General features: G+C 73.6%; 16 protein-coding genes. 8 read left to right on the forward strand and 8 right to left on the reverse strand.

Annotation, left to right across the window (positions count from 1 at the left end; genetic code table 11):
* The first annotated feature begins 54 nt into the window (after positions 1 to 54).
* Both ACLWS4_RS03175 and ACLWS4_RS03180 read left to right on the forward strand, forming a co-directional pair.
* Entirely contained in the window at positions 55 to 6,957 is a 6,903-nt protein-coding gene (locus tag ACLWS4_RS03175) for an amino acid adenylation domain-containing protein (RefSeq protein WP_416873311.1), read from the forward strand.
* Between the two features lie 49 nt (positions 6,958 to 7,006).
* A complete protein-coding gene (locus ACLWS4_RS03180; RefSeq protein WP_416873312.1) occupies positions 7,007 to 8,167 on the forward strand; it encodes an acyl-CoA dehydrogenase family protein in 1,161 nt (386 codons plus the stop codon).
* An 18-nt stretch (positions 8,168 to 8,185) separates the two neighbouring features.
* Here ACLWS4_RS03180 and ACLWS4_RS03185 read toward each other — a convergent pair whose 3' ends face one another.
* Positions 8,186 to 8,479, reverse strand: a complete 294-nt coding sequence (locus ACLWS4_RS03185) for a hypothetical protein (RefSeq protein ID WP_049657893.1) — start codon at positions 8,477 to 8,479, stop codon at positions 8,186 to 8,188.
* A 74-nt stretch (positions 8,480 to 8,553) separates the two neighbouring features.
* Here ACLWS4_RS03185 and holA point away from each other — a divergent pair, with 74 nt between their 5' ends.
* Positions 8,554 to 9,552: a DNA polymerase III subunit delta gene (holA, locus tag ACLWS4_RS03190; RefSeq protein WP_416873313.1), complete on the forward strand. Its 999-nt coding sequence runs from the start codon at positions 8,554 to 8,556 to the stop codon at positions 9,550 to 9,552.
* 10 nt (positions 9,553 to 9,562) lie between these two features.
* Here holA and ACLWS4_RS03195 read toward each other — a convergent pair whose 3' ends face one another.
* Positions 9,563 to 10,411, reverse strand: coding sequence for a hypothetical protein (locus tag ACLWS4_RS03195; protein WP_387827096.1), 849 nt, complete (start codon positions 10,409 to 10,411; stop codon positions 9,563 to 9,565).
* Between the two features lie 264 nt (positions 10,412 to 10,675).
* Entirely contained in the window at positions 10,676 to 10,945 is a 270-nt protein-coding gene (gene rpsT / locus ACLWS4_RS03200) for a 30S ribosomal protein S20 (RefSeq protein WP_030309778.1), read from the reverse strand.
* 330 nt (positions 10,946 to 11,275) lie between these two features.
* On the opposite strand from rpsT, the gene lepA reads away from it, so the two are divergent.
* Entirely contained in the window at positions 11,276 to 13,144 is a 1,869-nt protein-coding gene (gene lepA, locus ACLWS4_RS03205) for a translation elongation factor 4 (RefSeq protein ID WP_063780165.1), read from the forward strand.
* Positions 13,145 to 13,229: 85 nt separating this feature from the next.
* Here the strand turns inward: lepA and ACLWS4_RS03210 are convergent, their stop codons facing one another.
* Together ACLWS4_RS03210 and ACLWS4_RS03215 are read right to left on the reverse strand one after the other, a co-directional pair.
* Positions 13,230 to 15,128: an ABC transporter ATP-binding protein gene (locus ACLWS4_RS03210; protein WP_117491689.1), complete on the reverse strand. Its 1,899-nt coding sequence runs from the start codon at positions 15,126 to 15,128 to the stop codon at positions 13,230 to 13,232.
* Positions 15,129 to 15,313: 185 nt separating this feature from the next.
* Positions 15,314 to 17,047 carry an ABC transporter ATP-binding protein gene (locus ACLWS4_RS03215; protein WP_049651919.1) on the reverse strand — a complete coding sequence of 578 codons (1,734 nt, stop codon included), beginning with the start codon at positions 17,045 to 17,047 and terminating at the stop codon, positions 15,314 to 15,316.
* A gap of 310 nt (positions 17,048 to 17,357) precedes the next feature.
* Between ACLWS4_RS03215 and ACLWS4_RS03220 the strand changes: the two genes are divergently transcribed.
* A complete protein-coding gene (locus tag ACLWS4_RS03220) occupies positions 17,358 to 19,280 on the forward strand; it encodes an AMP-dependent synthetase/ligase (RefSeq protein WP_049651918.1) in 1,923 nt (640 codons plus the stop codon).
* Positions 19,281 to 19,339: 59 nt separating this feature from the next.
* Complete coding sequence (gene hemW, locus ACLWS4_RS03225) at positions 19,340 to 20,569, forward strand: radical SAM family heme chaperone HemW (RefSeq protein ID WP_416873314.1); 1,230 nt, start codon at positions 19,340 to 19,342, stop codon at positions 20,567 to 20,569.
* 109 nt (positions 20,570 to 20,678) lie between these two features.
* Here the strand turns inward: hemW and ACLWS4_RS03230 are convergent, their stop codons facing one another.
* From ACLWS4_RS03230 to htpX, 3 genes are read right to left on the reverse strand one after another with little or no spacing between them, the layout of a single operon-like run.
* Positions 20,679 to 21,506: a DUF3097 domain-containing protein gene (locus ACLWS4_RS03230; RefSeq protein ID WP_387966258.1), complete on the reverse strand. Its 828-nt coding sequence runs from the start codon at positions 21,504 to 21,506 to the stop codon at positions 20,679 to 20,681.
* Positions 21,507 to 21,537: 31 nt separating this feature from the next.
* Complete coding sequence (gene pspAB, locus ACLWS4_RS03235; RefSeq protein WP_049651914.1) at positions 21,538 to 22,122, reverse strand: PspA-associated protein PspAB; 585 nt, start codon at positions 22,120 to 22,122, stop codon at positions 21,538 to 21,540.
* A gap of 29 nt (positions 22,123 to 22,151) precedes the next feature.
* Positions 22,152 to 23,072, reverse strand: coding sequence for a zinc metalloprotease HtpX (gene htpX, locus ACLWS4_RS03240; RefSeq protein WP_049651913.1), 921 nt, complete (start codon positions 23,070 to 23,072; stop codon positions 22,152 to 22,154).
* Positions 23,073 to 23,359: 287 nt separating this feature from the next.
* Between htpX and hrcA the strand changes: the two genes are divergently transcribed.
* Positions 23,360 to 24,394, forward strand: coding sequence for a heat-inducible transcriptional repressor HrcA (gene hrcA, locus ACLWS4_RS03245; RefSeq protein ID WP_049651912.1), 1,035 nt, complete (start codon positions 23,360 to 23,362; stop codon positions 24,392 to 24,394).
* Positions 24,395 to 24,469: 75 nt separating this feature from the next.
* The gene (gene dnaJ, locus ACLWS4_RS03250) at positions 24,470 to 25,606 is read left to right on the forward strand and encodes a molecular chaperone DnaJ (protein WP_049651911.1); all 1,137 of its coding nucleotides are present in this window, start codon (positions 24,470 to 24,472) and stop codon (positions 25,604 to 25,606) included.
* Positions 25,607 to 25,677: the final 71 nt, after the last annotated feature.

Here is a 25,677-nt window from a genome sequence, read left to right on the forward strand (position 1 = left end):
TCCCACCCCCTACGACCACGAGCCCACCAGATCCCCACGGAGGACCGATCCGTCATGGCATCAGCATCGGACGAGAAGCTGCTCGGATACCTCAAGCGCCTCACCCTCGACCTGCACGAGGCGCGCGGGCGCCTGCGCGAGCTGGAGGAGGGGGAGCGGGAGCCGATCGCGATCGTCGGCATGGCGTGCCGGTACCCGGGCGGGGTCGACTCGCCCGACGCGCTGTGGCGGCTGCTGGCCGAGGGCGGGGAGAGCGTCGGCGCGTTCCCCCGTGACCGGGGCTGGGAGGAGGGGCTGTACGACCCCGAGGGCGGCGGCCGGAGCCTGACCGGTTCCGGCGGATTCCTGTACGACGCGGCCGAGTTCGACGCCGGCTTCTTCGGGATCAGCCCGCGCGAGGCGCTGGCCATGGACCCGCAGCAGCGGCTGCTGCTGGAGACCGCCTGGCGGGCCTTCGAGGACGCCGGGATCGACCCGGAGTCGGTGCGCGACACCGAGACCGGGGTGTTCGCCGGCCTGTCGAACCTCGACTACGGGCTGGGGCGCGGCGAGGTGCCCGAGGAGGCCGAGGGCTTCCTGACCACCGGGGCGGTGGGCGGCGCGGCGTCCGGCCGGATCTCGTACACGCTCGGCCTGCGCGGTCCGGCGATCACCGTGGAGACGGCCTGTTCGTCCTCGCTGGTCGCGCTGCACCTGGCCGTCCGGTCGCTGCGCGGCGGCGAGTGCGCGATGGCGCTGGCGGGCGGGGCGACGGTCATGTCCACCCCGCAGCTGTTCACCGAGTTCACCAGGATGCAGGGCGTGGCGCCGGACGGCCGGTGCCGCCCGTTCTCGGCCGGGGCCGGCGGCAGCGGGCTCTCCGAGGGCGTGGGCGTGCTGCTGCTGGAACGGCTGTCGGACGCGCGGCGGCACGGCCACCCGGTGCTGGCCGTGGTGCGCGGCAGCGCGGTGAACCAGGACGGTGCCAGCAACGGCTTCACCGCGCCGAGCGGGTCCGCGCAGCAGCGGGTCATCCGGCAGGCGCTGGCGGACGCCCGGCTGTCGCCCGGCGACGTCCAGGTGGTGGAGGCGAGCAGCACCGGCACGGAGCTCGGCGACCCGATCGAGGCGCGCGCCCTGCTGGCCGCCTACGGGCAGGACCGGGACCGGCCGCTGCGGCTGGGCTCGTTGAAGCCCAACATCGGGCACTCCCAGGCGGCGGCGGGCGTCGCCGGGGTGATCAAGACGGTGCTGTCGATGCGTCACGGCACGCTCCCCGCCACCCTGTACGCGGACGAGCCCACCCCGCACGTCGACTGGTCGGCGGGCGCGGTCGAGCTGGTCGCCGAGCGGGCCGCCTGGCCGGGGTCGGCCGGGCCCAGGCGGGCCGGGGTGTCCTCGCAGGGCATCAGCGGCACCAACGCCCACGTGATCATCGAGGAGGCCCCGGCCGCCTTGGAGGCGGGGGAGACCGGGGACGGGGAGGCCGGTCCGGGCGGGCCGCGGCTGCTGACCCTGTCCGCCAAGTCGCCGGCCGCGCTCGCCGAACTCACCGACCGCTACACCGAGTTGCTCGCGGGCGACGGGCCGGGTGCGGCCGGCGGGTCCGGCTTGGCGGCGGTCTGCCGGGCCACCGGCCTCGGCCGGGCGCACTTCCCGCACCGGCTGACGGCCGTCGCCTCCTCGGCCGCCGAGCTGCGGGACCTCCTCCTGCGGACCCGCCGGGAGGAGGAGCCGCCGGCCGGCGTCCGGGTCGGCACCCGGACCCCGGAGGGCGGCCGGGGCCCGGTGTTCCTCCTCACCGGCGCCGCCGGCCCCCTGGCCGGGCCGGACGCCGAGGCGGTCGCCGTCCTGGCCGAGGCCGAGCCGGTCTTCCGCCGCGCCCTGGACCAGTGCGCCGAGGCGCCCGGCGGCCGGCTCTCGCCGTTCGCCGTCGGCTACGCGCTCGCCGAGCTGTGGCGCTCGTGGGGCGTGCGGCCCGCCGCCGTCCTCGGCCACGGCACCGGCGAGCTGGTGGCCGCGTGCGTCACGGGCACGATGAGCCCGGAGGACGCGCTGGTGGCGGCCCGTACGGTCCGGAACGCGGCCGCGCCGGAGACGGCCGGGCCGGACGCCGCCGGGTCGGAGCGGTTCGCCGCCGGCCTCGCCGCGCTGCTGCGGGACGGCCACCGCACCTTCGTCGAGCTCGGGCCCGCCTCGCCGCTGCTCGACGAGGTCCGGGCGGCCGGGCACACCGTGGTCCTGCCGTCGCTGCGCCCGGGGGAGGACGCCCGGCGCACCCTCCTCGACAGCCTCGGCGCGCTCTACACCCGGGGCGCGCGGATCGACTGGGCGCGCGTGCACGGCGAGCCCGCCGGGCCGCCGGTGCGCCTGCCCGGGTACCCGTTCCAGCGCGAGCGCTACTGGCTCTGGACCGGCGCCCCGCGCCGCGCCGGGGCACCGGCACCGGAGGGGTCGCTGGTCGCGCAGGTACGGTTGGTCGGCCCCGACGGTACGCCGGTGGCGCTCGCCGACGGCGTGCGCCTGGAGGCGGTGCCGGACGCCCTGCCGCCCACCGAGTCCGCGACGGAGCCGCCCGCGACGGAGCCGCCCGCGACGCAGGGACCCGCCGAGGACGTCGTCGAGCTGGTGGCCGGCATCGTCGGCCGGGCGCGCGGCGCGGCCGTCACCGGCGACGACCGGGAGCTGCCGCTGCGGCGCCTGGCCGTCGACTCGCTGATCGCGATGGACATCCGGCAGACCCTCGCCCGGCGGCTCGGCGTGGACCTGCCGCTGCGCGACCTGCTGGACGGCCGCGGCGTCACCGCGATCGCCGACGCCGTCCGGGCCGCACGCGGCGACAACAGCGGCGGCGATGACGCCCGACGACCCGGGACGGCGCTGGTCGCCGACCCGGCGGCCCGCCACGAGCCGTTCCCGCTCACCGACCTCCAGCAGGCCTACCTGGTCGGCCGGACCGACGCCTTCGAGCTCGGCAACGTCTCCACCTCCTTCCTGGTCGAGGTGGACCTGACCGACACCGACCCGGACCGGCTGGCCGCCTCCTTCCGGCAGCTCGTCGACCGGCACGACATGCTCCGCGCGGTCGTCTCCCGGGACGGGCACCAGCGGGTGCTCGCCGAGGTCCCCGAGTACCGGATCGCCACCGTCGACCTGCGGGCCTGCGACCAGGCCGAGCGGGAGCGCCGGCTGGCCGCGATCCACCGGGAGATGCGGGACCAGGTCTTCGACACCGAGGCCTGGCCGCTGTTCGACGTCCGGGCCACCCTGCTCGACGCCCGCACCACCCGGCTGCACCTCAACTTCGACGCGCTGATCATCGACGGCCGCAGCTCCGGGCTGCTGTTCCGGGAGTGGGCGCAGGCCTACCGCCACGGGGCGCCCGCGACCCCCGCCCCGGCCGTCACCTACCGCGACTACGTGCTCGCCGCCGCCGGGGCGGACGCCGAGGGGCGCGAGCGGTCGCTCGCCTACTGGCGGGCCCGCGTCGACTCGCTGCCGCCCGCGCCCGCCCTGCCGCTGCGCCCGGGCCCGGCGCCCCGGCGGCCGGAGTTCGTCCACCGCACGGCCCGGGTCGGGGCCGGGGCGTGGCGGCGCTTCAAGGAGCACGCCGCGGCGGCGGGCCTCTCGCCCTCGGCCGCGCTGTGCGCCGCGTACGCGCAGGTGCTGGGCGCCTGGAGCGCCTCGCCGCGCTTCACGCTCAACCTGCTGGCGTTCCACCGGCGGCCGCTGCACGAGGACGCCGGCCGGGTGGTCGGCAACCTCAGCGCCACCACCCTGCTGGAGGTCGACGCCGCCCCCGGCGAGGCCTTCGCCGCGGGCGCCGCGCGCCTCCAGGACCAGCTGCTGGCCGACCTCGAACACGGCCACGTCAGCGGCGTCGAGGTGCTGCGCGAACTCAACCGCACCCGCGGCGGGACGGGCCTGGCGGGCATGCCGGTGGTCTTCACCAGCACGATCGGCTTCTCCGCCCGGAGCGACGCCGCCGACAACACCGCCGACGGCGACAACACCGACAACACCGCCGACGGCGGCCCGGAGCAGCGCGGGGCGCTCACCACGCTGACCGCGCTCGGCACCGCCGGCGAGCTGGCCTCCAGCTCGGTGCGCACCCCGCAGGTGTGGCTCGACCACCAGGCCCTGGAGGAGGCCGGGGAGCTGGTCCTGAACTGGGACGTGGTGGAGGAGGTGTTCCCCGAGGGCGTCGTCGACGGGATGTGGGAGGCCTACCGGGACCTGGTGCGCGGCCTGTGCGAGGAGGGCGCGTGGCGCCGCCCGCCGGCTGTGCTCGCGCCGGAGTCCGACCTGGCGGTCCGCCGGGCCGTCAACGCCACCGACGGCCCCGTCCCCGCCGAGCTGCTGCACGACGCGTTCCTGCGGCAGGCCGCGGCCCGGCCGGACGCGCCCGCCGTCATCACCGCCGCCCGGACCCTCAGCTACCGCGAGGTGGACCGCCGGTCCGACCGGATCGCCCGTCGGCTGATCGAGGACGGCGCCGGCCCGGGCGCGCTGGTCGGCATCGTGCTGGACAAGGGCTGGGAGCAGGTCGTCGCGGCGCTGGCCGTCCTCAAGACCGGGGCCGCCTACGTGCCGGTCGACGCCGCTGTGCCCGGCCCCCGCCTGCGGATGATCGTGGAGACCGCCGGGATCGGCCTGGTGCTGACCCGCTCGGCGGTCGCGGCCGGGCTCGACCTGCCGGACGGCACCCGCGCGCTGCACGTCGACACCGAGCCGGAGGACACCGGCACGGACGGCCCGCTGCCGCCCTCCCCGGCCCGGCCCGAGGACCTCGCGTACGTCATCTTCACCTCGGGCTCCACCGGGGTGCCGAAGGGCGTGATGATCGAGCACACCGGCGCGGTCAACACGATCCGGGACGTCAACGACCGGTTCGGCGTGACCGGGGACGACCGGGTGCTGGCGCTGTCCGCGTTCAACTTCGACCTCTCGGTCTACGACGTGTTCGGCCTGCTCGCGGTCGGCGGCGCCGTGGTCCTGCCCGACGCCCCGGCGCAGCGCGAGCCGGCCGCCTGGCTGGACCTGGTGACCCGGCACCGGGTGACGGTCTGGAACAGCGTCCCCGCGCTGATGGAGATGTTCGTCGAGCACGTGCGGGCGCTCGGCGGCCCGTTCCCGCTGCGGCTGGTGATGATGAGCGGCGACTGGATCCCCGTCACCCTCCCCGGCGCCGTCGCCGCGGTCCTGCCGGACGCGCGGGTCGTCGGCCTGGGCGGTGCGACCGAGGCCTCGATCTGGTCGATCCTGCACCCGATCACCGACGTGGACCCGGAGCGGACGAGCATCCCGTACGGCCGGCCGATGCGGAACCAGCGCTTCCATGTGCTGGACGAGGCGCTGCGGCCGCGCCCGGCCTGGGTCCCCGGCGACCTGTACATCGCGGGCACCGGCCTGGCCCGCGGCTACCTCGGCGACGAGGAGAAGACCCGCGCGGCCTTCCCGCGCCACCCGGTGACGGGGGAGCGGCTCTACCGCACCGGCGACCTCGGCCGCTACCTGCCGGACGGCGACATCGAGTTCCTCGGGCGCGCGGACTTCCAGGTGAAGATCCAGGGCCACCGGATCGAGCTCGGCGAGGTCGAGGCGGCGCTGCTGCGCCGGCCGGACGTCCGGGCGGCGGCCGTGGTGGCCGAGGGCGAGCGCGGCGGCCCGCGGCGGCTCGTCGGCTACGCGGTGGCGGACGCCTCCGAGGAGGAGCTGCGCGCGGCGCTCGGCCGGGAACTGCCGGGGTACCTGGTGCCCGCCCGGATCGTCCTGCTGCCGGAGCTGCCGCTGACCGACAACGGCAAGGTGGACCGCCGGCGGCTTCCCTCGCCCGGGCTCGCGGCCCCGCGCCCCGGCGGGGCGGTCGCCCCGCGCGACGCGGCCGAGCGGCTGCTCGCCGGGATCTGGGCCGAGTTCTTCGGCACTCCCGCGGCGGCCGCCGACACCGCCCCGGACCCCTCCGACGCCGCCCCGGACCCCGCCGGTTTCGACGTCACGGCGAACTTCTTCGACCTCGGCGGCGACTCCATGCTCGCGGTGCGGATGATGGCCCGGATCAGGCAGTGCACCGGCCGCTCGCTGCCGGTGGCCACGCTGCTCGCCCGGCCGACCGTCGAGGCGCTCGCCGGGGTGCTGCGCGAGCGGGCCGAGGACGAGGGCCGGGCGGCCCTGGTCACCGTCCGGGGCACCGGGACCCGGCCGCCGCTGTTCCTGGTCCACCCGGTCGGCGGCGACGTGCTCTGCTACGCCGGGCTCGCCGCCCTGCTGGACGGGGACCAGCCGGTCCACGCCCTCCAGTACCCCGAAGCGGACGCCGAAGCGGACCCCGGGGTGCGGACCGCCCCGCGGACCGTGGCCGAACTGGCCGCGCACTACGCCGACGCGATCACCGCGGGGTTCCCGGACGGCCCGTACCGGCTCGGCGGCTGGTCGATGGGCGGGGTGATCGCCCTGGAGACCGCCCGGCTGCTCACCGACCGGGGCGCGGCGGTCGAGCTGGTCGCGGCCGTGGACCTGCTCGAACCGCCCGGCCGCACCGAGCCCGCCGCCGAGCCGGCGTTGCTGGCCCGGTTCGCCCGCGACCTGGCCGGGCTGGCCGGCCACGACTGGAACCCCGGGCCGGAGGAGTTCGAGCCGGTCGACGGCGGCTCCCCGGTCGAGGAGCTGCTGACCCGGGCCCGGCGGGCCGGCGTCCTGCCGGAGGAGATCGACGGCGCCACCCTGGAGCGGCTCGCGGGCCGGTTCCTGCGCCTCAGCCGGGCGCTGGCCGAGCACCGGCCCGTCCCGTACCGGGGCCGGGTCCGGCTGCTGCGGGCGATGGACGGGGCCAGCACGGCCACCACCCGGCGGTGGCTGGAGCTGCTCGGCGACCGGGCGGAGAGCGTCGACGTGCCCGGCGACCACTACAGCGTCATGCGCGCCCCGTACCTCCAGACCCTGGCGGCCGAGCTCGACAAGGCGTTGAACGACCTGTGACCCGCCGCCCCGGAGAACCCCACCGCACCCGCCGAACCAGGAGGACCGGATGACCACCCTCGAACTGCCGCCCCGGACCGGGACGGCCCGGACCGGTACGCCCCGCACCGGGACGGCCCGCACCGCCGCCTCGGTCCTGGACCGGGTACGGAGCTACGCCGCCGGCCTGCCGGCCACCGCGCCGGAGACCGAACGGCTGGGCCGGATCCCCGGTGACGTCCTGGCGGGCCTGAAGGCCACCGGGCTGCTGCGGGCCGCCCTGCCGCCGCGGCTGGGCGGGGTCGAGCTGACCGTGCCGGAGACCACCCGGGCGATCGACCTGCTGGCCGAGGGCGATGCCTCGGTCGCCTGGTGCGCGTCCGTCGCGCTGAACGCCTCGCTGGCCGTGGTCTCGCTGCCCGAGGACGTCTTCGCCGAGCTGTTCCCGGACCCGGACCTGATCACCGCGACGGTGCTGCCGCCGGCCGGGCGGTCGGTCCGGCACGGCGGCGGCCACCTGCTGACCGGCCGCTGGACCCACGCCAGCGGGATCACCCACGCTGACCGGGTGCTGGCCGGGTTCCTGACCCCGGAGGGCACCCCGAGGGTCGCCGTCCTGGACGCCGCGCAGGTCCGGGTGCTGGACACCTGGCACACCACCGGGCTGCGCGGCACCGGCTCGCACGACATCGAGGTCGCCGACCTGTTCGTCCCGGAGCGGCACACCTTCGCCCTGGCGCCGTCCGGCACCCGGGCGGAGCCGCTCCACCTGCGCGCCGACAACCTCGCCCTCAAGATGGCGGGCGTGCCGCTGGGGATCGGCCGGGCCGCGCTGGCCGGCGCCCGGGAGCTGCTCTCCCCCCGGCGCACCGCGCTGCCCTACCCGGGGGTCCGGGCCGACCTCGCGCACGCCGAGTCGCTGATCGGCGCGGCGGACGCCTACGTGTACCGCACGCTGGAGCAGGCCTGGGCGGCCCAGGCGGCGGGCCTGGCGGCGGAGCGCGGCACGGCGGCGCTGGCCCGCCGGTTCGCCCACCGGGCCTGCCGGGAGGCGGTCCAACTCCTGTACGACGCCGTGGGATCGGCCGCGGTCTACACCGAGCGCACCCCGCTCGACCGCTGCCTGCGCGACATCGTCACGGCGGGCCGCCACGTCGCCTCGGCGGAGAAGGTCCTGGACGGTGTCGGCGAGCTGCGGCTCGGGGGCGCGCCCGAGTCCCCGCACCTCTGATCAGGGGCCCTCAGGCCGTCACGCCTCCTCGCGCCAGCCCTCGTAGCCGGCCGCGAGGCGGTCGAGGGCGTGCAGCAGCGCCGGGGTCCAGCCGCTCTCCGGGGCCTCGGCCACGACCAGCCACTGGGCGTCCTCGGCGTCGTCCTCGCCCGCGAGCGCGTCGCGGACGACTTCGAGCTCGCCGAGGTCGGGCTGGGCGGCGCCGAGCTCCTCGGCGGCCTCCTCGGCGGTGTCGCGGTCGGGCAGGACGAGCAGCTGCCGGGCGTACGGGTCGTCGACGGCCGGGAGGTCGGTGGTGTGGTTCTCGCTCACCCGGACATTGTCCAGGTCGGGCCGCCCGCTCCGTCGGGCGGGAGTGTCCGCGGCCCGTGGGATGCTGGTAGGCGATGGCCAGGAAGAGTGCACCCGACGACCTGCTCGCCCCGCTGACCCTCGCGGTCGGCCAGGAGGAGCTGCTGCTGGACCGCGCGGTCGCCCAGGTGGTGGCGGCGGCGAAGGCGGCGGACCCGGACACCGACGTACGGGACCTGCCGCCCGGCGGCCTGCAGCCCGGCAGCCTGGCCGAGCTGACCACGCCGTCGCTGTTCGCCGAGCGCAAGGTGATCGTGGTCCGGGCCGCGCAGGACCTCTCCGCCGACTCCGTGAAGGAGGTCAAGGCGTACATCGAGGCCCCGGCCGAGGAAGTGATCATGGTGCTGGTGCACGCCGGCGGCGCCAAGGGCAAGGGCCTGCTGGACGCCGGGCGCAAGGCGGGCGGGCGCGAGGTGGCCTGCCCCAAGCTGGCCAAGGCGAGCGAGCGGCTGGCCTTCGTCAAGGGCGAGTTCCGCACCCTGGGCCGCTCCGCGACCCCGGAGGCCTGCCAGGCGCTGCTGGACGCGCTCGGCAGCGACCTGCGTGAGCTGGCGGCCGCCTGCAACCAGCTGACCTCGGACGTCGAGGGCGCGATCGACGAGACGGTGGTGGCCCGCTACTACAGCGGCCGGGCCGAGGCGACCGGCTTCGAGGTCGCCGACCTGGCGGTCACCGGCCGGGCCGCGGAGGCGCTGGAGCGGCTGCGCTGGGCGCTGGCCGTCGGCCAGCCGCCGACCGGCATCACCTACGCGCTGGCCTCCGGCGTGCGCAGTATCGGCCGGCTGGCGAGCGCCGGGCGGAACATGCGCCCGGGCGACCTGGCCCGCGAGCTGGGCATGCCGCCGTGGAAGGTCGACCGGGTCCGCCAGCAGATGCGCGGCTGGACGGGCGACGGGGTGGCCACCGCGCTGACCGCGATCGCCCAGGCCGACGCCGCCGTCAAGGGCGGCTCGGACGACCCGGCGTACGCCCTGGAGCGTGCGGTGGTCGCCGTCGCCCGGGCCTCCCGGGCCGGCTCCCGGCCCGCCTACTGACGGCCCGGCGCTACTTCTTCATGGCCCGCACGGTGTCCTGCCCGTCGGACTGGAGGGCGGTGCGCAGCTCCTCCTTGGTCGGCGGCTTGCCCTTGCCCTCGGTGTAGCCGGCCGAGTAGGTGACGTAGTACGTCATCCCGCCGTCGCGGATGTCCAGTTCGGCGTAGACGCTGTGGTACTGGTCCGAGCCGTCGTCCTTGTACAGGAAGTACGCCTCCTCGCCGAGCCCCGCGATGTCGGTGACCTGGTAGCCGCGGGCCCGGTAGAGCTCCTTGTTGGCCTCCAGCTCGGGCGCCGGGTTGACCGCCTTGTGCAGGTCGACGCGCATGTAGAGGGTGGCGGACTCGCTGTCGCTGGTGCCGCCGGTGCGCTTGAGCGACATCGAGCAGTTCATGCTGTCCAGCGCCGGGTGCCGGTCGGTGTGGTGGGTCGGCTTGGAGGTGTCCGAGACGGAGTAGGTCTGCAGGAGCTTCGTGGGCTTCCCGGTGGCGCAGAAGTCGTCGGAGAGGTGGTAGCCGCGCAGGTCGCGCGGCGAGGAGTCGCTGCTGACCAGGCCGGGGACGGCCGTCACGGCGGCGGCCCAGCCGATCGAGACGGTCACCGCGCCGACGAACGCCCAGACGGCGTTGCGCCGCAGGTTCCCGCTCCGCCCGGGGGCGGGGGCGGCGGGCAGGCCGGGCGCGGTGGGCAGCCCCGGCGGCGGTCCGAAGCCGCCGGCGCCCGCGGGGCCGGGAGCGCCCGGTACGGGCTGCGCGCCCCCGCCCGGCTGCTGCGGGAAGCCGTACCCCGGTCCGTTCGGTGGCTGCGGGAAGCCGTATCCCGGCCCGTTCGGTGGCTGCGGCGGCGGTGGCGTCGTCATGGAAGTTCCCCCCTGGACCTGGCGCCGAGGTGCTCCCCGCACCCCGGTCGGACCCGACCGACGATAGCCGCCGGGCCGCGGAACGCGACAGGCGCCGCAGCGGCCTCGGGGAGAGGCCGGCTGCGACGCCTGTCGCACTGCTTCTGTGCACCGCACCCGCGTGGCGAACGCAGGCCGCGTGCGGTGCGAGTCTTGCGCGCCTCGGGGGTCCGGGTAGAGGGCCGGGTCGCTCCGAAGCGGTGGGGGTCGAAAGACCCCGGGGCGTCAGGCCTGGACGGCGGTGTTGACGCGCTTGGTGATGGCCGACTTCTTGTTGGCGGCCTGGTTGGCGTGGATGACGCCCTTGCTCACGGCCTTGTCCAGCGCCTTGGAGGCGGCGCGGGCCAGCTCGGTGGCCTTCTCGGTCTCGCCGGCGGCAGCGGCCTCACGGGCCTTGCGCAGAGCGGTCTTCAGCGAGGACTTGACGGCCTTGTTGCGCAGGCGCGCCTTCTCGTTGGTCTTGTTGCGCTTGATCTGGGACTTGATGTTCGCCACGAAGGAGCCTCAGTCTTGTCTAAGGATTTGAACGGGTTCGCACCCGGTGGCCGTCGGACCAGCTGAGAGGGCATGCCGAGGCCGGGTGCAGCAGCCCACGCTACCAGGGGCCCGCTGCCCGCCCCAAACCCGGGCGCCCGCGAGGGCCGCCCCCGACCGCTCGCGAGGGCGGCCCCGGACGGCCCCGGGTGCCCGAACGGCGGCCCGCCCCGCGGTCGTGGGAAGATGGCAGGGACTATTTCGATCGGACGAGCCCGTCCGGTCCCCGGGAAACCGGTCAGCGATGACCCGGACACCCCCGGCCCCGGACCAACGGAGAATCGGACCAAGGTGCCCGCGACCCCCAGCAATGTGCCAGAGCCCAGCCGTACCGACCCGGCGCTGATCCGCAACTTCTGCATCATCGCCCACATCGACCACGGCAAGTCGACGCTCGCAGACCGGATGCTGCAGATCACCGGCGTCGTCGACCCCCGGCAGATGCGTGCCCAGTACCTCGACCGCATGGACATCGAGCGTGAGCGCGGCATCACCATCAAGTCGCAGGCGGTCCGCCTTCCGTGGGCGCCGAAGACCGGTCCGAACGCCGGGACGACGCACATCCTCAACATGATCGACACCCCCGGCCACGTGGACTTCACGTACGAGGTGTCCCGCTCTCTCGCCGCGTGCGAGGGCACCATCCTGGTGGTCGACGCGGCCCAGGGCATCGAGGCGCAGACCCTCGCCAACCTGTACCTGGCGCTGGAGAACGACCTCACGATCGTCCCGGTCCTCAACAAGATCGACCTGCCGGCCGCCCAGCCGGAGAAGTACGCGGCCGAGATCGCCCACATCATCGGCTGCGACCCCTCCGACGTGCTCCAGGTCAGCGCCAAGACCGGCCTGGGCGTCGAGGACCTGCTGGACCACATCGTCAACACCGTCCCGGCCCCGGTCGGCGTCAAGGACGCCCCGGCCCGCGCGATGATCTTCGACTCGGTGTACGACTCCTACCGCGGCGTGGTCACCTACGTCCGTGTGGTGGACGGGCAGCTCACCAAGCGCGAGCGGATCTCGATGATGTCCACCGGCGCGACCCACGAGCTGCTGGAGATCGGCGTCATCTCGCCCGAGCCGAAGGTCGCCGACGGCCTCGGCGTCGGCGAGGTGGGATACATCATCACCGGTGTGAAGGACGTCCGGCAGTCCAAGGTCGGTGACACGATCACCTCGATGCACAAGGGCGCCACCGAGGCGCTCGGCGGCTACAAGGACCCGCGCCCGATGGTGTTCTCCGGCCTCTACCCGCTGGACGGCTCGGACTACCCGCTGCTGCGCGACGCCCTCGACAAGCTGCGGCTCAACGACGCCGCGCTGGTGTACGAGCCGGAGACCTCGGTCGCGCTCGGCTTCGGCTACCGCTGCGGCTTCCTCGGCCTGCTGCACCTGGAGATCATCCGGGAGCGCCTGGAGCGCGAGTTCAACCTCGACCTGATCTCCACCGCCCCGAACGTGGTCTACCGGGTGGTCATGGAGGACGGCACCGAGCACACCGTCACCAACCCGAGCGAGTTCCCCACCGGCAAGATCGCCGAGGTGTTCGAGCCGGTGGTGCGCGGCACCATCCTCGCGCCCAACGAGTTCGTCGGCGCGATCATGGAGCTCTGCCAGTCCCGCCGCGGCAACCTCCAGGGCATGGACTACCTGTCCGAGGACCGGGTCGAGCTGCGCTACACCCTGCCGCTCGCGGAGATCGTCTTCGACTTCTTCGACCAGCTGAAGTCCAAGACCCGCGGCTACGCCTCGCTGGACTACGAGCCCATCGGCGAGCAGTCCGCCCAGCTGGTGAAGGTCGACATCCTGCTGCACGGCGACGCGGTGGACGCCTTCTCCGCGATCGTCCACAAGGACAAGGCCTACGGCTACGGCGTGATGATGGCGGGCAAGCTCCAGAAGCTCATCCCCCGCCAGCAGTTCGAGGTGCCGATCCAGGCGGCCATCGGCTCCCGGGTGATCGCCCGTGAGACGGTCCGCGCGATCCGCAAGGACGTCCTCGCCAAGTGCTACGGCGGTGACATCTCCCGTAAGCGGAAGCTGCTGGAGAAGCAGAAGGAAGGCAAGAAGCGGATGAAGATGGTCGGCCGCGTGGAGGTCCCGCAGGAGGCCTTCATCGCCGCGCTGTCCACCGACGCCGAGGCGCCGAAGGAGAAGAAGTAACGGCGGCAGGCGTTCGGAGACGCGGGAAGGGCCCGGGCATCAGCCCGGGCCCTTCCCGCGTTCTCCGACGGTCTTCGGGGGAGCGTCAGTCCACCTCGGCCACGGCCTCGGCGAACTGCGCCTGGTAGAGCCGGGCGTAGGCACCGTCGGCGGCGATCAGGTGGTCGTGCGAGCCCTGCTCGACGATCGAGCCGTTCTCCATCACCAGGATCACGTCGGCGTCCCGGATGGTGGAGAGCCGGTGGGCGATGACGAAGCTGGTGCGGCCGGTGCGCAGCCGGGCCATGGCCCGCTGGATCAGCACCTCGGTGCGGGTGTCGACGGAGCTGGTCGCCTCGTCCAGGACCAGGATGGACGGCTGGGCGAGGAACGCCCGGGCGATGGTGATCAGCTGCTTCTCGCCGGCGCTGACGTTGGTGCCCTCGTCGTCGATGACGGTGTCGTAGCCGTCCGGCAGGGTGCGCACGAAGCGGTCGACGTGGGCGGCCCTGGCGGCCTCGACGACCTGGTCGCGGGTGGCCGACTCGGCGCCGTAGGCGATGTTGTCGGCGATGCTGCCGCCGAACAGCCAGGTGTCCTGGAGCACCATGCCGATGCCGGAGCGCAGTTCCTCGCGGGACATCGCGGCGATGTCCACGCCGTCGAGGGTGATCCGTCCGGAGCTGACCTCGTAGAACCGCATCAGCAGGTTGACCAGGGTGGTCTTGCCGGCGCCGGTGGGGCCGACGATGGCGACGGTCTGGCCGGGCTCGACCTTGAGCGAGAGGTCGTCGATGAGCGGCTTCTCGGGGTCGTAGCGGAAGGACACGTCCTGGAAGGCGACCCGGCCGCGCACCACGTCGGGCCGTTCCGGCATGGCCGGTTCGGCGCTCTGCTCGGGGGCGTCCAGCAGCTCGAAGACGCGCTCGGCGGAGGCGACGCCGGACTGCACCAGGTTGGCCATGCTGGCGACCTGGGTGAGCGGCTGGCTGAACTGCCGCGAGTACTGGATGAACGCCTGGACGTCACCGATGGACAGCGCGCCGCTGGCGACCCGCAGACCGCCGACGACGGCGACCAGCACGTACTGGAGGTTGCCGATCAGCATCATCGCGGGCTGGATGATGCCGGAGATGAACTGGGCCTTGAAGCTGGCGTGGTAGAGCGCCTCGTTGTGCTCCCGGAAGGTCTCCGCGGACTCGTGCTGGCGCCCGAACACCTTGACCAGGGTGTGGCCGGTGTACATCTCCTCGATGTGGGCGTTCAGTTGGCCGGTGGACTTCCACTGCTGGACGAACTGCGGCTGGGCCCGCTTGCCGACCCTGGTGGCGACGACGACCGAGACGGGCACCGAGACCAGGGCGATCACGGCGAGCAGCGGGGAGATCCAGAACATCATCGCGAGCACGCCGACCACGGTGAGCAGCGAGTTGACGACCTGTCCCATGGTCTGCTGCATGGACTGGCCGATGTTGTCGATGTCGTTGGTGACCCGGCTGAGCACCTCGCCGCGCGGCTGCTTGTCGAAGTAGCTGAGCGGCAGCCGGGCGAGCTTGGCCTCGACGTCCTGGCGCAGCCGGTAGCTCGCGGCCTGGATGGCCCGGGTGGCGAGCCGGCCCTGGAAGATGCCGAAGACGGCGGAGGCGAGGTAGATGCCGAGCACCCAGAGCAGGACGGTGCCGATGGCGCCGAAGTCCATGCCCTGGCCGGGGGTGAAGTGGACGGCGGAGAGCAGGTCGGCGACGCCGCCCTCGCCGTGGGCGCGTAGCCCGTCGATGACCTGGTCCTTGGACATGCCGGTCTGGAAGCGGGCGCCGACGACACCGGCGAAGATCAGGTCGGTGGCGTCGCCGAGGATCTTGGGGCCGATGACGGCGCAGCCGATGCCGAGCACGCCGAGGACCAGGACGCCGATCAGGGTGTTGCGTTCGGGGCGCAGCAGGCCGAGGACGCGCTTGCCGGAGCCCTTGAAGTCCATGGACTTCTCGGTGCCCTGGCCGCCCATGAAGCGGCCGGGGCCGGCCGGGCCGCGGCGGGCGGCGGCGGCCTGGGAGTCGCTGGGCAGTTCGGCGTCCTTGGCGGCGTCCTCCGGGGCGCCGTTCGCCGGGGCGCCGTCCACCGGGGCGTCCCCGGGAGCGGTGCCTCTCGGGGCGGGCCCCTTGGTCAGGTCGGGCTTGTTGCCGGGCGTGGTCACGCCGCCTCCTGCTCGGTGAGCTGGGAGAGCACGATCTCCCGGTACGTCGGGTTGTCGGCCATCAGCTCGTGGTGGGTTCCACTGCCGACGACGGCGCCCTCGTCGAGGACGATGATCCGGTCGGCGTCGCGGATGGTGGACACCCGCTGGGCGACGATCAGGACGGTGGCGTCGGAGGTCTCGCGGGCGAGGGCCTTGCGGAGCCGGGCGTCGGTGGCGTAGTCGAGCGCGGAGAAGGAGTCGTCGAAGAGGTAGACGGAGGGCCGGCGGACCAGGGTCCGGGCGATGGCCAGGCGTTGGCGCTGGCCGCCGGAGACGTTGCCGCCGCCCTGGGCGATGGGGGCGTCCAGGCCTTCGGGCAGCTTCTCGACGAACTCCTTGGCCTGGGCGATCTCCAGGGCGTGCCAGAGCTCCTCGTCGGTGGCGTCGGGCCGGCCGTAGCGGAGGTTGCTGGCGACGGTGCCGGAGAAGAGGTAGGGCTTCTGCGGGACGATGCCGACGCTCTCGGCGATCGCGGCGGGGGCGAGTTCGCGGACGTCGACGCCGTCGAGCAGGACCCGGCCGGAGGTGACGTCGAAGAGCCGGGGGACGAGGCCGAGCAGGGTGGACTTGCCGCTGCCGGTGGAGCCGATGATGGCGGTGGTCTGGCCGGGGCCGGCGGTGAGGTCGATGCCGCGCAGCACCGAGGCCTCGGCGCCGGGGTAGCGGAAGTCGACGCCGCGCAGTTCCAGGGTGCCGCGGTGCGGGACCTCGGTGACGGGGGCGGCGGGCGGGACGACGCTGCTGTCGGTGCCGAGGACCTCCTGGATGCGCTCGGCGCAGACCTCGGCGCGCGGCACCATCATGAACATGAAGGTGGCCATCATGACGCTCATCAGGATCTGCATCAGGTAGGAGAGGAACGCGGTGAGCGCGCCGATCTGCATGGCGCCGCTGTCGATGCGGTGGGCGCCGAACCAGAGCACGGCGACGCTGGAGACGTTCACCACCAGCATGACGGCGGGGAACATGATGGACATCAGCCGGCCGACCTGGCGGGAGACCTGGGTGAGGTCCTCGTTGGCGTCGGCGAAGCGGGCCTGCTCCTGGTCGTCCTTGACGAAGGCGCGGATGACCCGGATGCCGGTGATCTGCTCGCGCAGGACCCGGTTCACGGTGTCGATCCGTACCTGCATGCTGCGGAACCTGGGGCGCAGCGCGCGGACCAGCAGGACCACGACGACGCCGAGCACGGGGATGACGGCGAGCAGCAGGCCGGACAGCGGGACGTCCTGGTTGAGCGCCATGATGATGCCGCCGACGCACATGATCGGCGCGGCGACCATGAGCGTGAAGCTCATCAGGGCGAGCATCTGGACCTGCTGGACGTCGTTGGTGGTGCGGGTGATCAGCGAGGGGGCGCCGAACTGGCCGACCTCGCGGGCGGAGAAGCTCTGCACCCGGTCGAAGACGGCGGCGCGGACGTCCCGGCCGAAGGCCATCGCGGTGCGGGCGCCGTAGTAGACCGCGCCGATGGAGCAGAGGGCCTGGAGGACGGTGACCGCGATCATCACCCCGCCGACGCGCAGGATGTAGCCGGTGTCGCCCTTGACCACGCCGTCGTCGATGATGTCGGCGTTGAGTGTCGGCAGGTAGAGCGCCGCGAGGGTGGACACCAGCTGGAGCAGCACCAGCAGGGTGATCGGTCGGGAGTACGGGCGCAGGTACGCCCTCAGCAGTCTGATCAGCACTAGCACACTCTTGTCGTCGCCGGTCGGGTTCGCACCCCAATTCTCGGTGTTCTGTAGCGTCGTACAGGTCATTCGGCGTCCGGGAGCCGGAGGTTTGCCGGGCCTTTGCCGAACGGCGGGGTGCGGCACCGGTCGCGCGGGGTCGTGCCGTCGGGCGCCGCCCCCTTACGGAATGACCGGTTTCCCCCTAGGCTGCTGATTGCCCCTTTGTTACTGACCGGTACCGCTCAGGTGAACCGGGGGCCCGGCGACCGCCCCCACGGACGCCGCGACAATCCCTCAGACGGCCACCCGCCACCGGAGGTCCTCGTTGAGTTCCGCGCAGTCCCTGATCGACTCCGGCAGGCCCGACCTCGTCGCCGGGCGCCCCGCCTCCGTCGCCCACCTGTTCCTGGAGCGGGTCGCCCTGACCCCGAACGCCGAGGCCTACCGCTACCCCTCGCCGGTGGACGAGCAGGCCGCCGACGGCGCGCCCGGCGCCGAGCAGTGGCGCTCGCTCACCTGGGCGCAGACCGCGGTCCGGGTCAAGGCGGTGGCCGCAGGCCTGATGGCGCTCGGCATCCGGCCCGAGGACCGAGTGGCCCTGGCCTCCTCGACCCGCCTGGAGTGGATCGTCGCCGACCTCGGCGCCATGTGCGCGGGCGCCGCGATCACCACCGTCTACCCCAGCACCAACGCGGACGAGACCGCGTTCATCCTCTCCGACTCCGGCTCCCGGGCGCTGTTCGCCGAGAACGAGGCCCAACTGGCGAAGGCCGTCGGGCAGCTCGACCAGCTGCCCGAACTGCGCACCGTGATCCTCTTCGACGCGCCCGCCGAGGCCCCCGAGACCGGCGGCCTGGACCTGCTCACCCTCGCCGAACTGGAGGAGCGCGGCACCCGGTACCTGGCGGAGCACCCGGACGCGGTGGAGAAGGCCGTCGACGGGCTCGGCAAGGAGCAGCTGGCCACCCTCATCTACACCTCCGGCACCACCGGCCGCCCCAAGGGCGTGCGCCTGGTGCACGACTGCTGGGCGTACGAGGGCCGGGCGCAGGAGGCCAGCGGCCTGCTGGGCCCCGACGACGTGCAGTTCATGTGGCTGCCGCTGTCCCACGTGTTCGGCAAGACGCTGATCTCCGGGCAGATCGCCACCGGGCACGTGATGGCGGTGGACGGCCGGGTGGACCGGATCATCCACAACCTGCCCGCGATCCGGCCGACCATCATGGCCTCCGCGCCGCGCATCTTCGAGAAGGTCTACAACGGCATTGCGGGCCGGGCCCGGGCCGAGGGCGGCGCCAAGTACAAGATCTTCCTGTGGGCGGCCAAGGTCGCCCGCGAGCACGCCCGGGCGGTCCAGCAGAGCCGCATCGCCACCGGCACCGAGAGCGCCCCGCTCGGCCTGCGGGTGCAGCACGCGCTGGCCGACAAACTGGTGTACGCGAAGATCCGGGCGGCCTTCGGCGGCCGGCTGCGCGGCGCGGTCTCCGGCAGCGCCGCGCTCGCCCCGGAGATCGGCTACTTCTTCATCGGCGCCGGGGTGCCGATCCTGGAGGGCTACGGCCTGAGCGAGACCAGCGCCGGCTCCTGCGTCAACCGGGCCGAGGACGTGCGGATCGGCACCGTGGGCCGCCCGCTGCCCGGCACCGAGGTGCGGATCGCCGAGGACGGCGAGATCCTGCTGCGCGGCCCCGGCGTCATGCGCGGCTACCACAACCTGCCGGAGAAGACCGCCGAGGTGCTGGAGCCGGACGGCTGGTTCCACACCGAGGACATCGGCGAGCTCAGCCCGGACGGCTTCCTGCGGATCACCGACCGCAAGAAGGACCTGTTCAAGACCTCCGGCGGCAAGTACGTGGCGCCCAGCGAGGTCGAGGGCAAGTTCAAGGCGGTCTGCCCGTTCGTCAGCAACATCCTGGTGATCGGCAACGGCCGCAACTACTGCACCGCGCTGATCGGCCTGGACGAGGCCGTCCTGCTGCCGTGGGCCGCCGAGCACGGCCTGGCCGGGAAGTCCTACGCCGAGCTGGCCGTCGAGCCGGCCGTCCACGAGCTGATCGAGGGCTTCGTCAAGCGGGTCAACGGCGACCTCCAGCGCTGGCAGACGATCAAGAAGTTCCACCTGCTGCCGCGCGACCTCGACATCGAGCACGGCGAGCTCACCCCGAGCCTGAAGATCAAGCGCCCGGTGGTCGAGCGGACCTACGCCGACGCGGTCACCGCCATGTACGCGGGCGCCAACGAGGCCTGACCGGCCCCGCCCCCGTACGGCCCGCCGGGTTCGGTCGGGCCGTACGGGACAATGGGCTCATGCCCTCCGCACTCCCCGACGGCGATCCGGTGCCGTCCGACGGTTCCCTGCCCGCACACGCCCTCGACGGGCTGGGCGACCGGCCGTTCGGCTTCTACCTGCACGTGCCGTACTGCGCCAGCCGCTGCGGCTACTGCGACTTCAACACCTACACCGCCACCGAGCTGCGCTCCTCCGGAGCCGTCGCCTCCCAGGAGACCTACGCGGACAACGTGGTCGCCGAGATCCGCCACGCCCGGAAGGTGCTGGGCTCCGCCGACCTGCCGGTGCACACCGTCTTCCTCGGCGGCGGCACCCCGACCCTGCTGCCCGCCCGCGACCTGGTCAAGATGCTCGCCGCGATCCGCGAGGAGTTCGGGCTCGCCGACGGCGCCGAGATCACCACCGAGGCCAACCCGGAGTCCGTCGACCCGGCGTACCTGGCCGAACTGCGCGAGGGCGGCTACAACCGGCTCTCCTTCGGCATGCAGAGCGCCCGCCCGCACGTCCTGAAGCTGCTCGACCGCCACCACACCCCGGGCCGCCCCGAGGCCTGCGTGGCCGAGGCCCGCGCGGCCGGCTTCGAACACGTCAACCTCGACCTCATCTACGGCACCCCGGGCGAGTCCGACGACGACTGGCGGGCCTCCCTGGACGCCGCCATCGGCGCCGGGCCCGACCACGTCTCCGCGTACTCGCTGATCGTCGAGGAGGGCACCCGGCTCGCCGCCCGCGTCAAGCGCGGCGAACTGCCGATGATCGACGACGACGTGCACGCCGACCGCTACCTGATCGCCGAGGAGGCGCTCGCCGCCGCCGGCTACTCCTGGTACGAGGTCTCCAACTGGGCCACCACCCCCGAGGGCCGCTGCCGCCACAACGAGCTCTACTGGACCGGCGGCGACTGGTGGGGCGCCGGCCCCGGCGCCCACAGCCACGTCGGCGGCGTCCGCTGGTGGAACGCCAAGCACCCCGCCGCCTACGCCCGGGCCCTCGCCGAGCACCGCACCCCGGCCCTGGCCCGCGAGGTGCTGGCCGACGAGGACCGCCGCGTCGAACGCATCCTGCTGGAGCTGCGCCTGGTCGACGGCATCCCCCTCGACCTCCTCACCGACACCGGCCGCGAGGCCGCCGACCGCCACCTCGCCGACGGCCTCCTCGCCCCCGGCCCCTACGCCCGGGGCCGCGCCACCCTCACCCTCCAGGGCCGCCTCCTGGCCGACGCCGTCGTACGTGACCTGGTGGACTGACCGAGGGCTTACCGTGTGCGCACCTCTCCGAGCGGACCAGCCTCTTCGGCGAGGCCGTTCCTGTGGATCCGATGGGTGTGAGTCTGGTGACTGCCGACTTTCCCCGCCGTCACTCCGGCAGGGCCGTGAAGTCGATCAGTTCCTCGACCCGGCCCAGGAGTTCGGGCTCCAGGTCCTTGTAGGAGTCGACCTTCGAGAGGATGTGCTTCCAGGCCGCGGGGGTGTCCACCGGCCAGCCGAGGCGGCGGCAGGTGCCCTCCTTCCAGTCCTCGCCCCTGGGGACGGCGGGCCAGGCGGGGATGCCGACGGAGGAGGGCTTCACGGCCTGCCAGATGTCGATGTAGGGGTGGCCGACGACCAGCACCGAGTCGCCGGTGACCCGGGCGGCGATGCGGTGCTCCTTCGTGCCCGGGAGCAGGTGGTCGACCAGGACGCCGAGGCGGCGGCCGGGGCCGGGGGCGAAGTCGGCGACGATCGCGGGCAGGTCGTCGATGCCGCGCAGGTACTCGACGACCACGCCCTCGATCCGCAGGTCGTCGCCCCAGACCCGTTCGACCAGCTCCGCGTCGTGCCGGCCCTCGACGTAGATGCGGGACTCGCGGGCGACCCGGGCGCGGGCGCCGGGGACGGCGACGGAGCCGGAGGCGGTGCGGCCCGGGGTGCGGGCGGGGGCCGGGCCGGCCGGGCGGACCAGGGTGACGACCCTTCCCTCCAGCAGGAAGCCGCGCGGCACCAGGGGGAACACCCGGTGCTTGCCGAACCGGTCCTCCAGGGTGACGGTGAAGCCTTCGGCGGTCTTCTCGCAGCGCACCACGGCCCCGCAGTAGCCGGTCGCCGCCTCCTCGACCACCAGGTCCCGCTCGGCGGGCACCTCCGGGGCGGGGGCCTGCTTCTTCCACGGCGGGGTCAGGTCGGGTCCGTACTGGCGGCTGCGCATACGGGTGATCATAGGGAGGGCGGACGGTGCGTCAGAGGCCCGGCGCGCCCCAGACCGGGAACCAGCGGCTCAGGTCCTTCTCCAGCCGCAGGTCGTTCCCCAGCATCGCGTTGACCTGCAGTTCCAGCGGACTGTCGCGCCGCTCCCCGCCGCCGGGCATCGGGGCGAAGGGGTAGAACGTCCCCCGCTTGTAGAGGTAGACGAGGGCCAGCGACCGCCCGTCCGGGTCGCGGAACCCGACGAGCGAGCAGAGCAGCTGCGGCCCGAAGCCGTTCGCCTCCAGCTCGCTGTTGACCGCGTGCAGGTCGTTGACCAGTTCGGGCAGTTCCTCGGGGCGGTGCCGGGCGAGCAGCCAGGAGTAGCCGTAGCCGTCCTTGGAGGCCTCCACGGGGACGCCGCCGCGCTCGGTGTCGGCGTCCAGCAGCGCCCGGACCTGCTGCTGGACCTGGACGAAGGCGGCGCCCTCGACGGCCGCGAAGCAGACCGAGCCGAGCCCGGTGGGGGTGAACCCGGCCCCGGCCTCCAGGGTGAGCGCGGCGGACGGCACGCCGAACAGCTGGTCGAGGTCGGGCTTGACGGGCTTGGTGCGGCCGAACAGGGCGTCCAGGATTCCCACGGCGGTCCTCTCGGGTCGAAAACTGAGGCTCAGCGGCCGAGCTGCTCGGAGATCTTCGCCAGCTGCTCCAGCCGCTTCTCCAGGCTCGGGTGGGTGGAGAACAGCTGCGAGGCGGCCTCCCGGGCGCTCAGCGCGGGGGCGAAGTAGAAGGCGTTGTACGGCTGGGCCTGGCGCAGGTCCTTGCTGGGGATGGCCGCGATCTGCCCGGTCACCTTGGTGAGCGCCGAGGCGAGGGCGCTGGGGTGCCCGGTGAGCTGGGCGGCGGCCCGGTCGGCGGCGAGTTCGCGGTAGCGGGACAGCAGCCGGGTGAGCAGGAAGCTGATCGCGTAGACGACGACCGACACCAGCGGGATGATCAGCGCCAGGACGGCCGCGTTCTGGTCGTTGTTGTTGCGCCCGCCGCCCATGAACCCGCCGTACATCGCGATCCGGGTCATCGCCCCGGCGAGGACGCCGAGGAAGCCGGCGATCGTCATCACCGCGACGTCCCGGTGGGCGACGTGCGACAGCTCGTGGGCGAGGACGCCCTCCAGTTCCTCGGGCTCCAGCCGGCGCAGCAGCCCGGTGGTCACGCAGACCACCGCGTTCTGCGGGTTGCGGCCGGTGGCGAAGGCGTTCGGCATGTCGTTGTCGGCGACCGCCACGCGGGGTTTGGGCATGTCGGCCAGGGCGCAGAGCCGGTCGATGGTGCCGTGCAGCTGGGGGAACTGCTCCGGGGACACCTGGCGGGCGCCCATCGCCCGTTCGGTGATCTTGTCGCTGAACCAGAACTGGGCCACGAACAGCCCGCCGGAGATCAGGACGATCAGTGGCCAGGCGCCGCGCAGCAGCGCGATCAGCAGGCCGGTGAAACCGACGTACAGCAGCCCGATCACGAACATCGTCGCGACCATGCGGCCGGTCAGGCCGCGGTCCGGCGCGAAACGGGTGTGCTGGCCCGAGCTCGACATCGCTTGCTCCTCCATTCGCCGTCGCTTTCGATGCTGCCACCCGGACGGCCTCCCGGCACCACCCCGGCGCCGGGAGGATCGAACCGCCGGGGCCCCGCGGGCCGTGAGCGGAACTGCGGGGAGGATCACCCCGGTCCGGCCGTTCCTGCCGTAGGACCCGGGCCTTACACTGGCAGGTACGGTTTTGGCACTCGCGTGTTCAGAGTGCCAGGGCAAGGGTCTCCGGAGCGGCCCGCAGCAGCAAGGGACACAGTCGGACAACGTGCGAAGACGGAGGTGCGTGCCCCATGGCCGGTGAGGTCCGCCAGCTGGACGAACGCAAGCTCGCCGTGCTCCGCGCGATCGTGCAGGACTACGTGGGCACCGAGGAGCCGGTCGGCTCCAAGGCCCTGGTGGAACGGCACAACCTCGGGGTCTCGCCGGCGACCGTCCGCAACGACATGGCGGCGCTGGAGGAGGAGGGCTACATCCACCAGCCGCACACCAGCGCCGGCCGCATCCCGACCGACAAGGGGTACCGCCTCTTCGTCGACAAGCTCGCCGAGATCAAGCCGATGAGCGCCCCCGAGCGCCGGGCCATCCGGCACTTCCTGGACGGCGCGGTCGACCTGGACGACGTGGTCGCGCGCACCGTGCGGCTGCTCGCCCAGCTGACCCGGCAGGTCGCGGTGGTGCAGTACCCCTCGCTGACGCGCTCCACCGTCCGGCACATCGAGCTGGTGGCGCTGGCCCCGGCCAAGGTGATGCTGGTGCTGATCACCAACACCGGCCGGGTCGAGCAGCGGATGGTCGACTGCCCGGGCCCGGTCGGCGAGACGGTGCTGGCGGACCTGCGGGCCCGGATCAACGCGAGGGCCGCCGGCCGGCGCCTCCCGGAGGTCCCGGGGCTGCTGGAGGAGCTGCCGGCGCAGTTCGAACCGGCCGAGCGGCCGACCGTCAGCACGGTCCTGGCGACCCTGTTCGAGACGCTCGCCGAGCAGAACGAGGAGCGGATCATGCTGGCCGGCACGGCCAACCTGACCCGCTTCGGGCACGACTTCCCGCTCAGCATCCAGCCGGTGCTGGAGGCCCTGGAGGAGCAGGTCGTCCTGCTCCGCCTCCTGGGTGAGACCGCGGACGCCGCGATGACGGTCCGGATCGGGCGGGAGAACACCTACGAGGGGCTGACTTCCACGTCCATCGTCTCGGTCGGCTACGGTTCGGGCGACGAGAGCGTGGCGAAACTGGGTGTGATCGGTCCGACCCGGATGGACTACCCGGGCACAATGGGGGCGGTGCGAGCGGTGGCGCGGTACGTGGGCCAGATCCTGGCCGAGTCCTAGCAGAGGCCGCCGTCGGAAATCCGGCGGCGGTGACCAGTCGCAGCACTACTACAGGCGGAACAAGCGGAGCATTTGGTGGCCACGGACTACTACGCGGTACTCGGCGTCCGACGGGATGCGGGGCAGGACGAGATCAAGAAGGCGTTCCGGCGCCTGGCGCGCGAACTGCACCCGGACGTCAACCCGGACCCGAAGACGCAGGAGCGGTTCAAGGAGATCAACGCCGCTTACGAGGTGCTCTCCGATCCGCAGAAGCGCCAGGTCTACGACCTCGGCGGGGACCCGCTGTCCCCGGGCGGCGGCGCGGGCGGTTTCGGCGCCGGCGCGGCGGGCTTCGGCTTCTCCGACATCATGGACGCCTTCTTCGGCGCCGCGGCCGGCCAGCGCGGCCCGCGCTCGCGCACCCGCCGGGGCCAGGACGCCATGATCCGGCTGGAGATCACCCTGGAGGAGGCCGCTTTCGGCACCACCAAGGAGCTCCAGGTCGACACCGCCGTCACCTGCACCACGTGCAGCGGCGAGGGCGCGGCCCCCGGCACCTCGGCGCAGACCTGTGACATGTGCCGCGGCAAGGGCGAGGTCTCCCAGGTCACCCGGTCCTTCCTGGGCCAGGTCATGACCTCCCGCCCCTGCCCGCAGTGCCAGGGCTTCGGCACCGTCGTGCCGACCCCGTGCCCGGAGTGCGCCGGCGACGGCCGGGTGCGCGCCCGCCGCACGCTGACCGTCAAGATCCCGGCCGGTGTCGACAACGGCACCCGGATCCAGCTGGCCGGCGAGGGCGAGGTCGGCCCCGGCGGCGGCCCGGCCGGTGACCTGTACGTCGAGATCGCCGAGACCACCCACACGATCTTCCAGCGGCGCGGGGACGACCTGCACTGCACCGTCACCATCCCGATGACGGCGGCCGCGCTCGGCACCCAGGTGCCGCTGCAGACCCTGGACGGCCTGGAGGAGGTCGACATCCGGCCCGGCACCCAGTCCGGCCAGTCGATCCCGCTGCACGGCCGGGGCATCACCCACCTGCGCGGCGGCGGCCGGGGCGACCTGATAGTGCACGTCGAGGTGAAGACGCCCAGCAAGCTCGACCCCGAGCAGGAGGAGCTGCTGCGCCGCCTCGCGGTGCTGCGCGGCGAGGAGCGGCCGTCCGGCCAGTTCGCGCCGGGCCAGCAGGGCCTCTTCTCCCGGCTGAAGGACGCCTTCAACGGCCGGTAGCCGTCCGCGGAGGGGTGCCGGGGGCCAACGACCCCGGCACCCCTTTCGCGTGTCCGTCCCACTTCCGCACG

It is taken from the genome of Kitasatospora sp. SC0581, from assembly GCF_048159585.1.
GTDB lineage: Bacteria > Actinomycetota > Actinomycetes > Streptomycetales > Streptomycetaceae > Kitasatospora.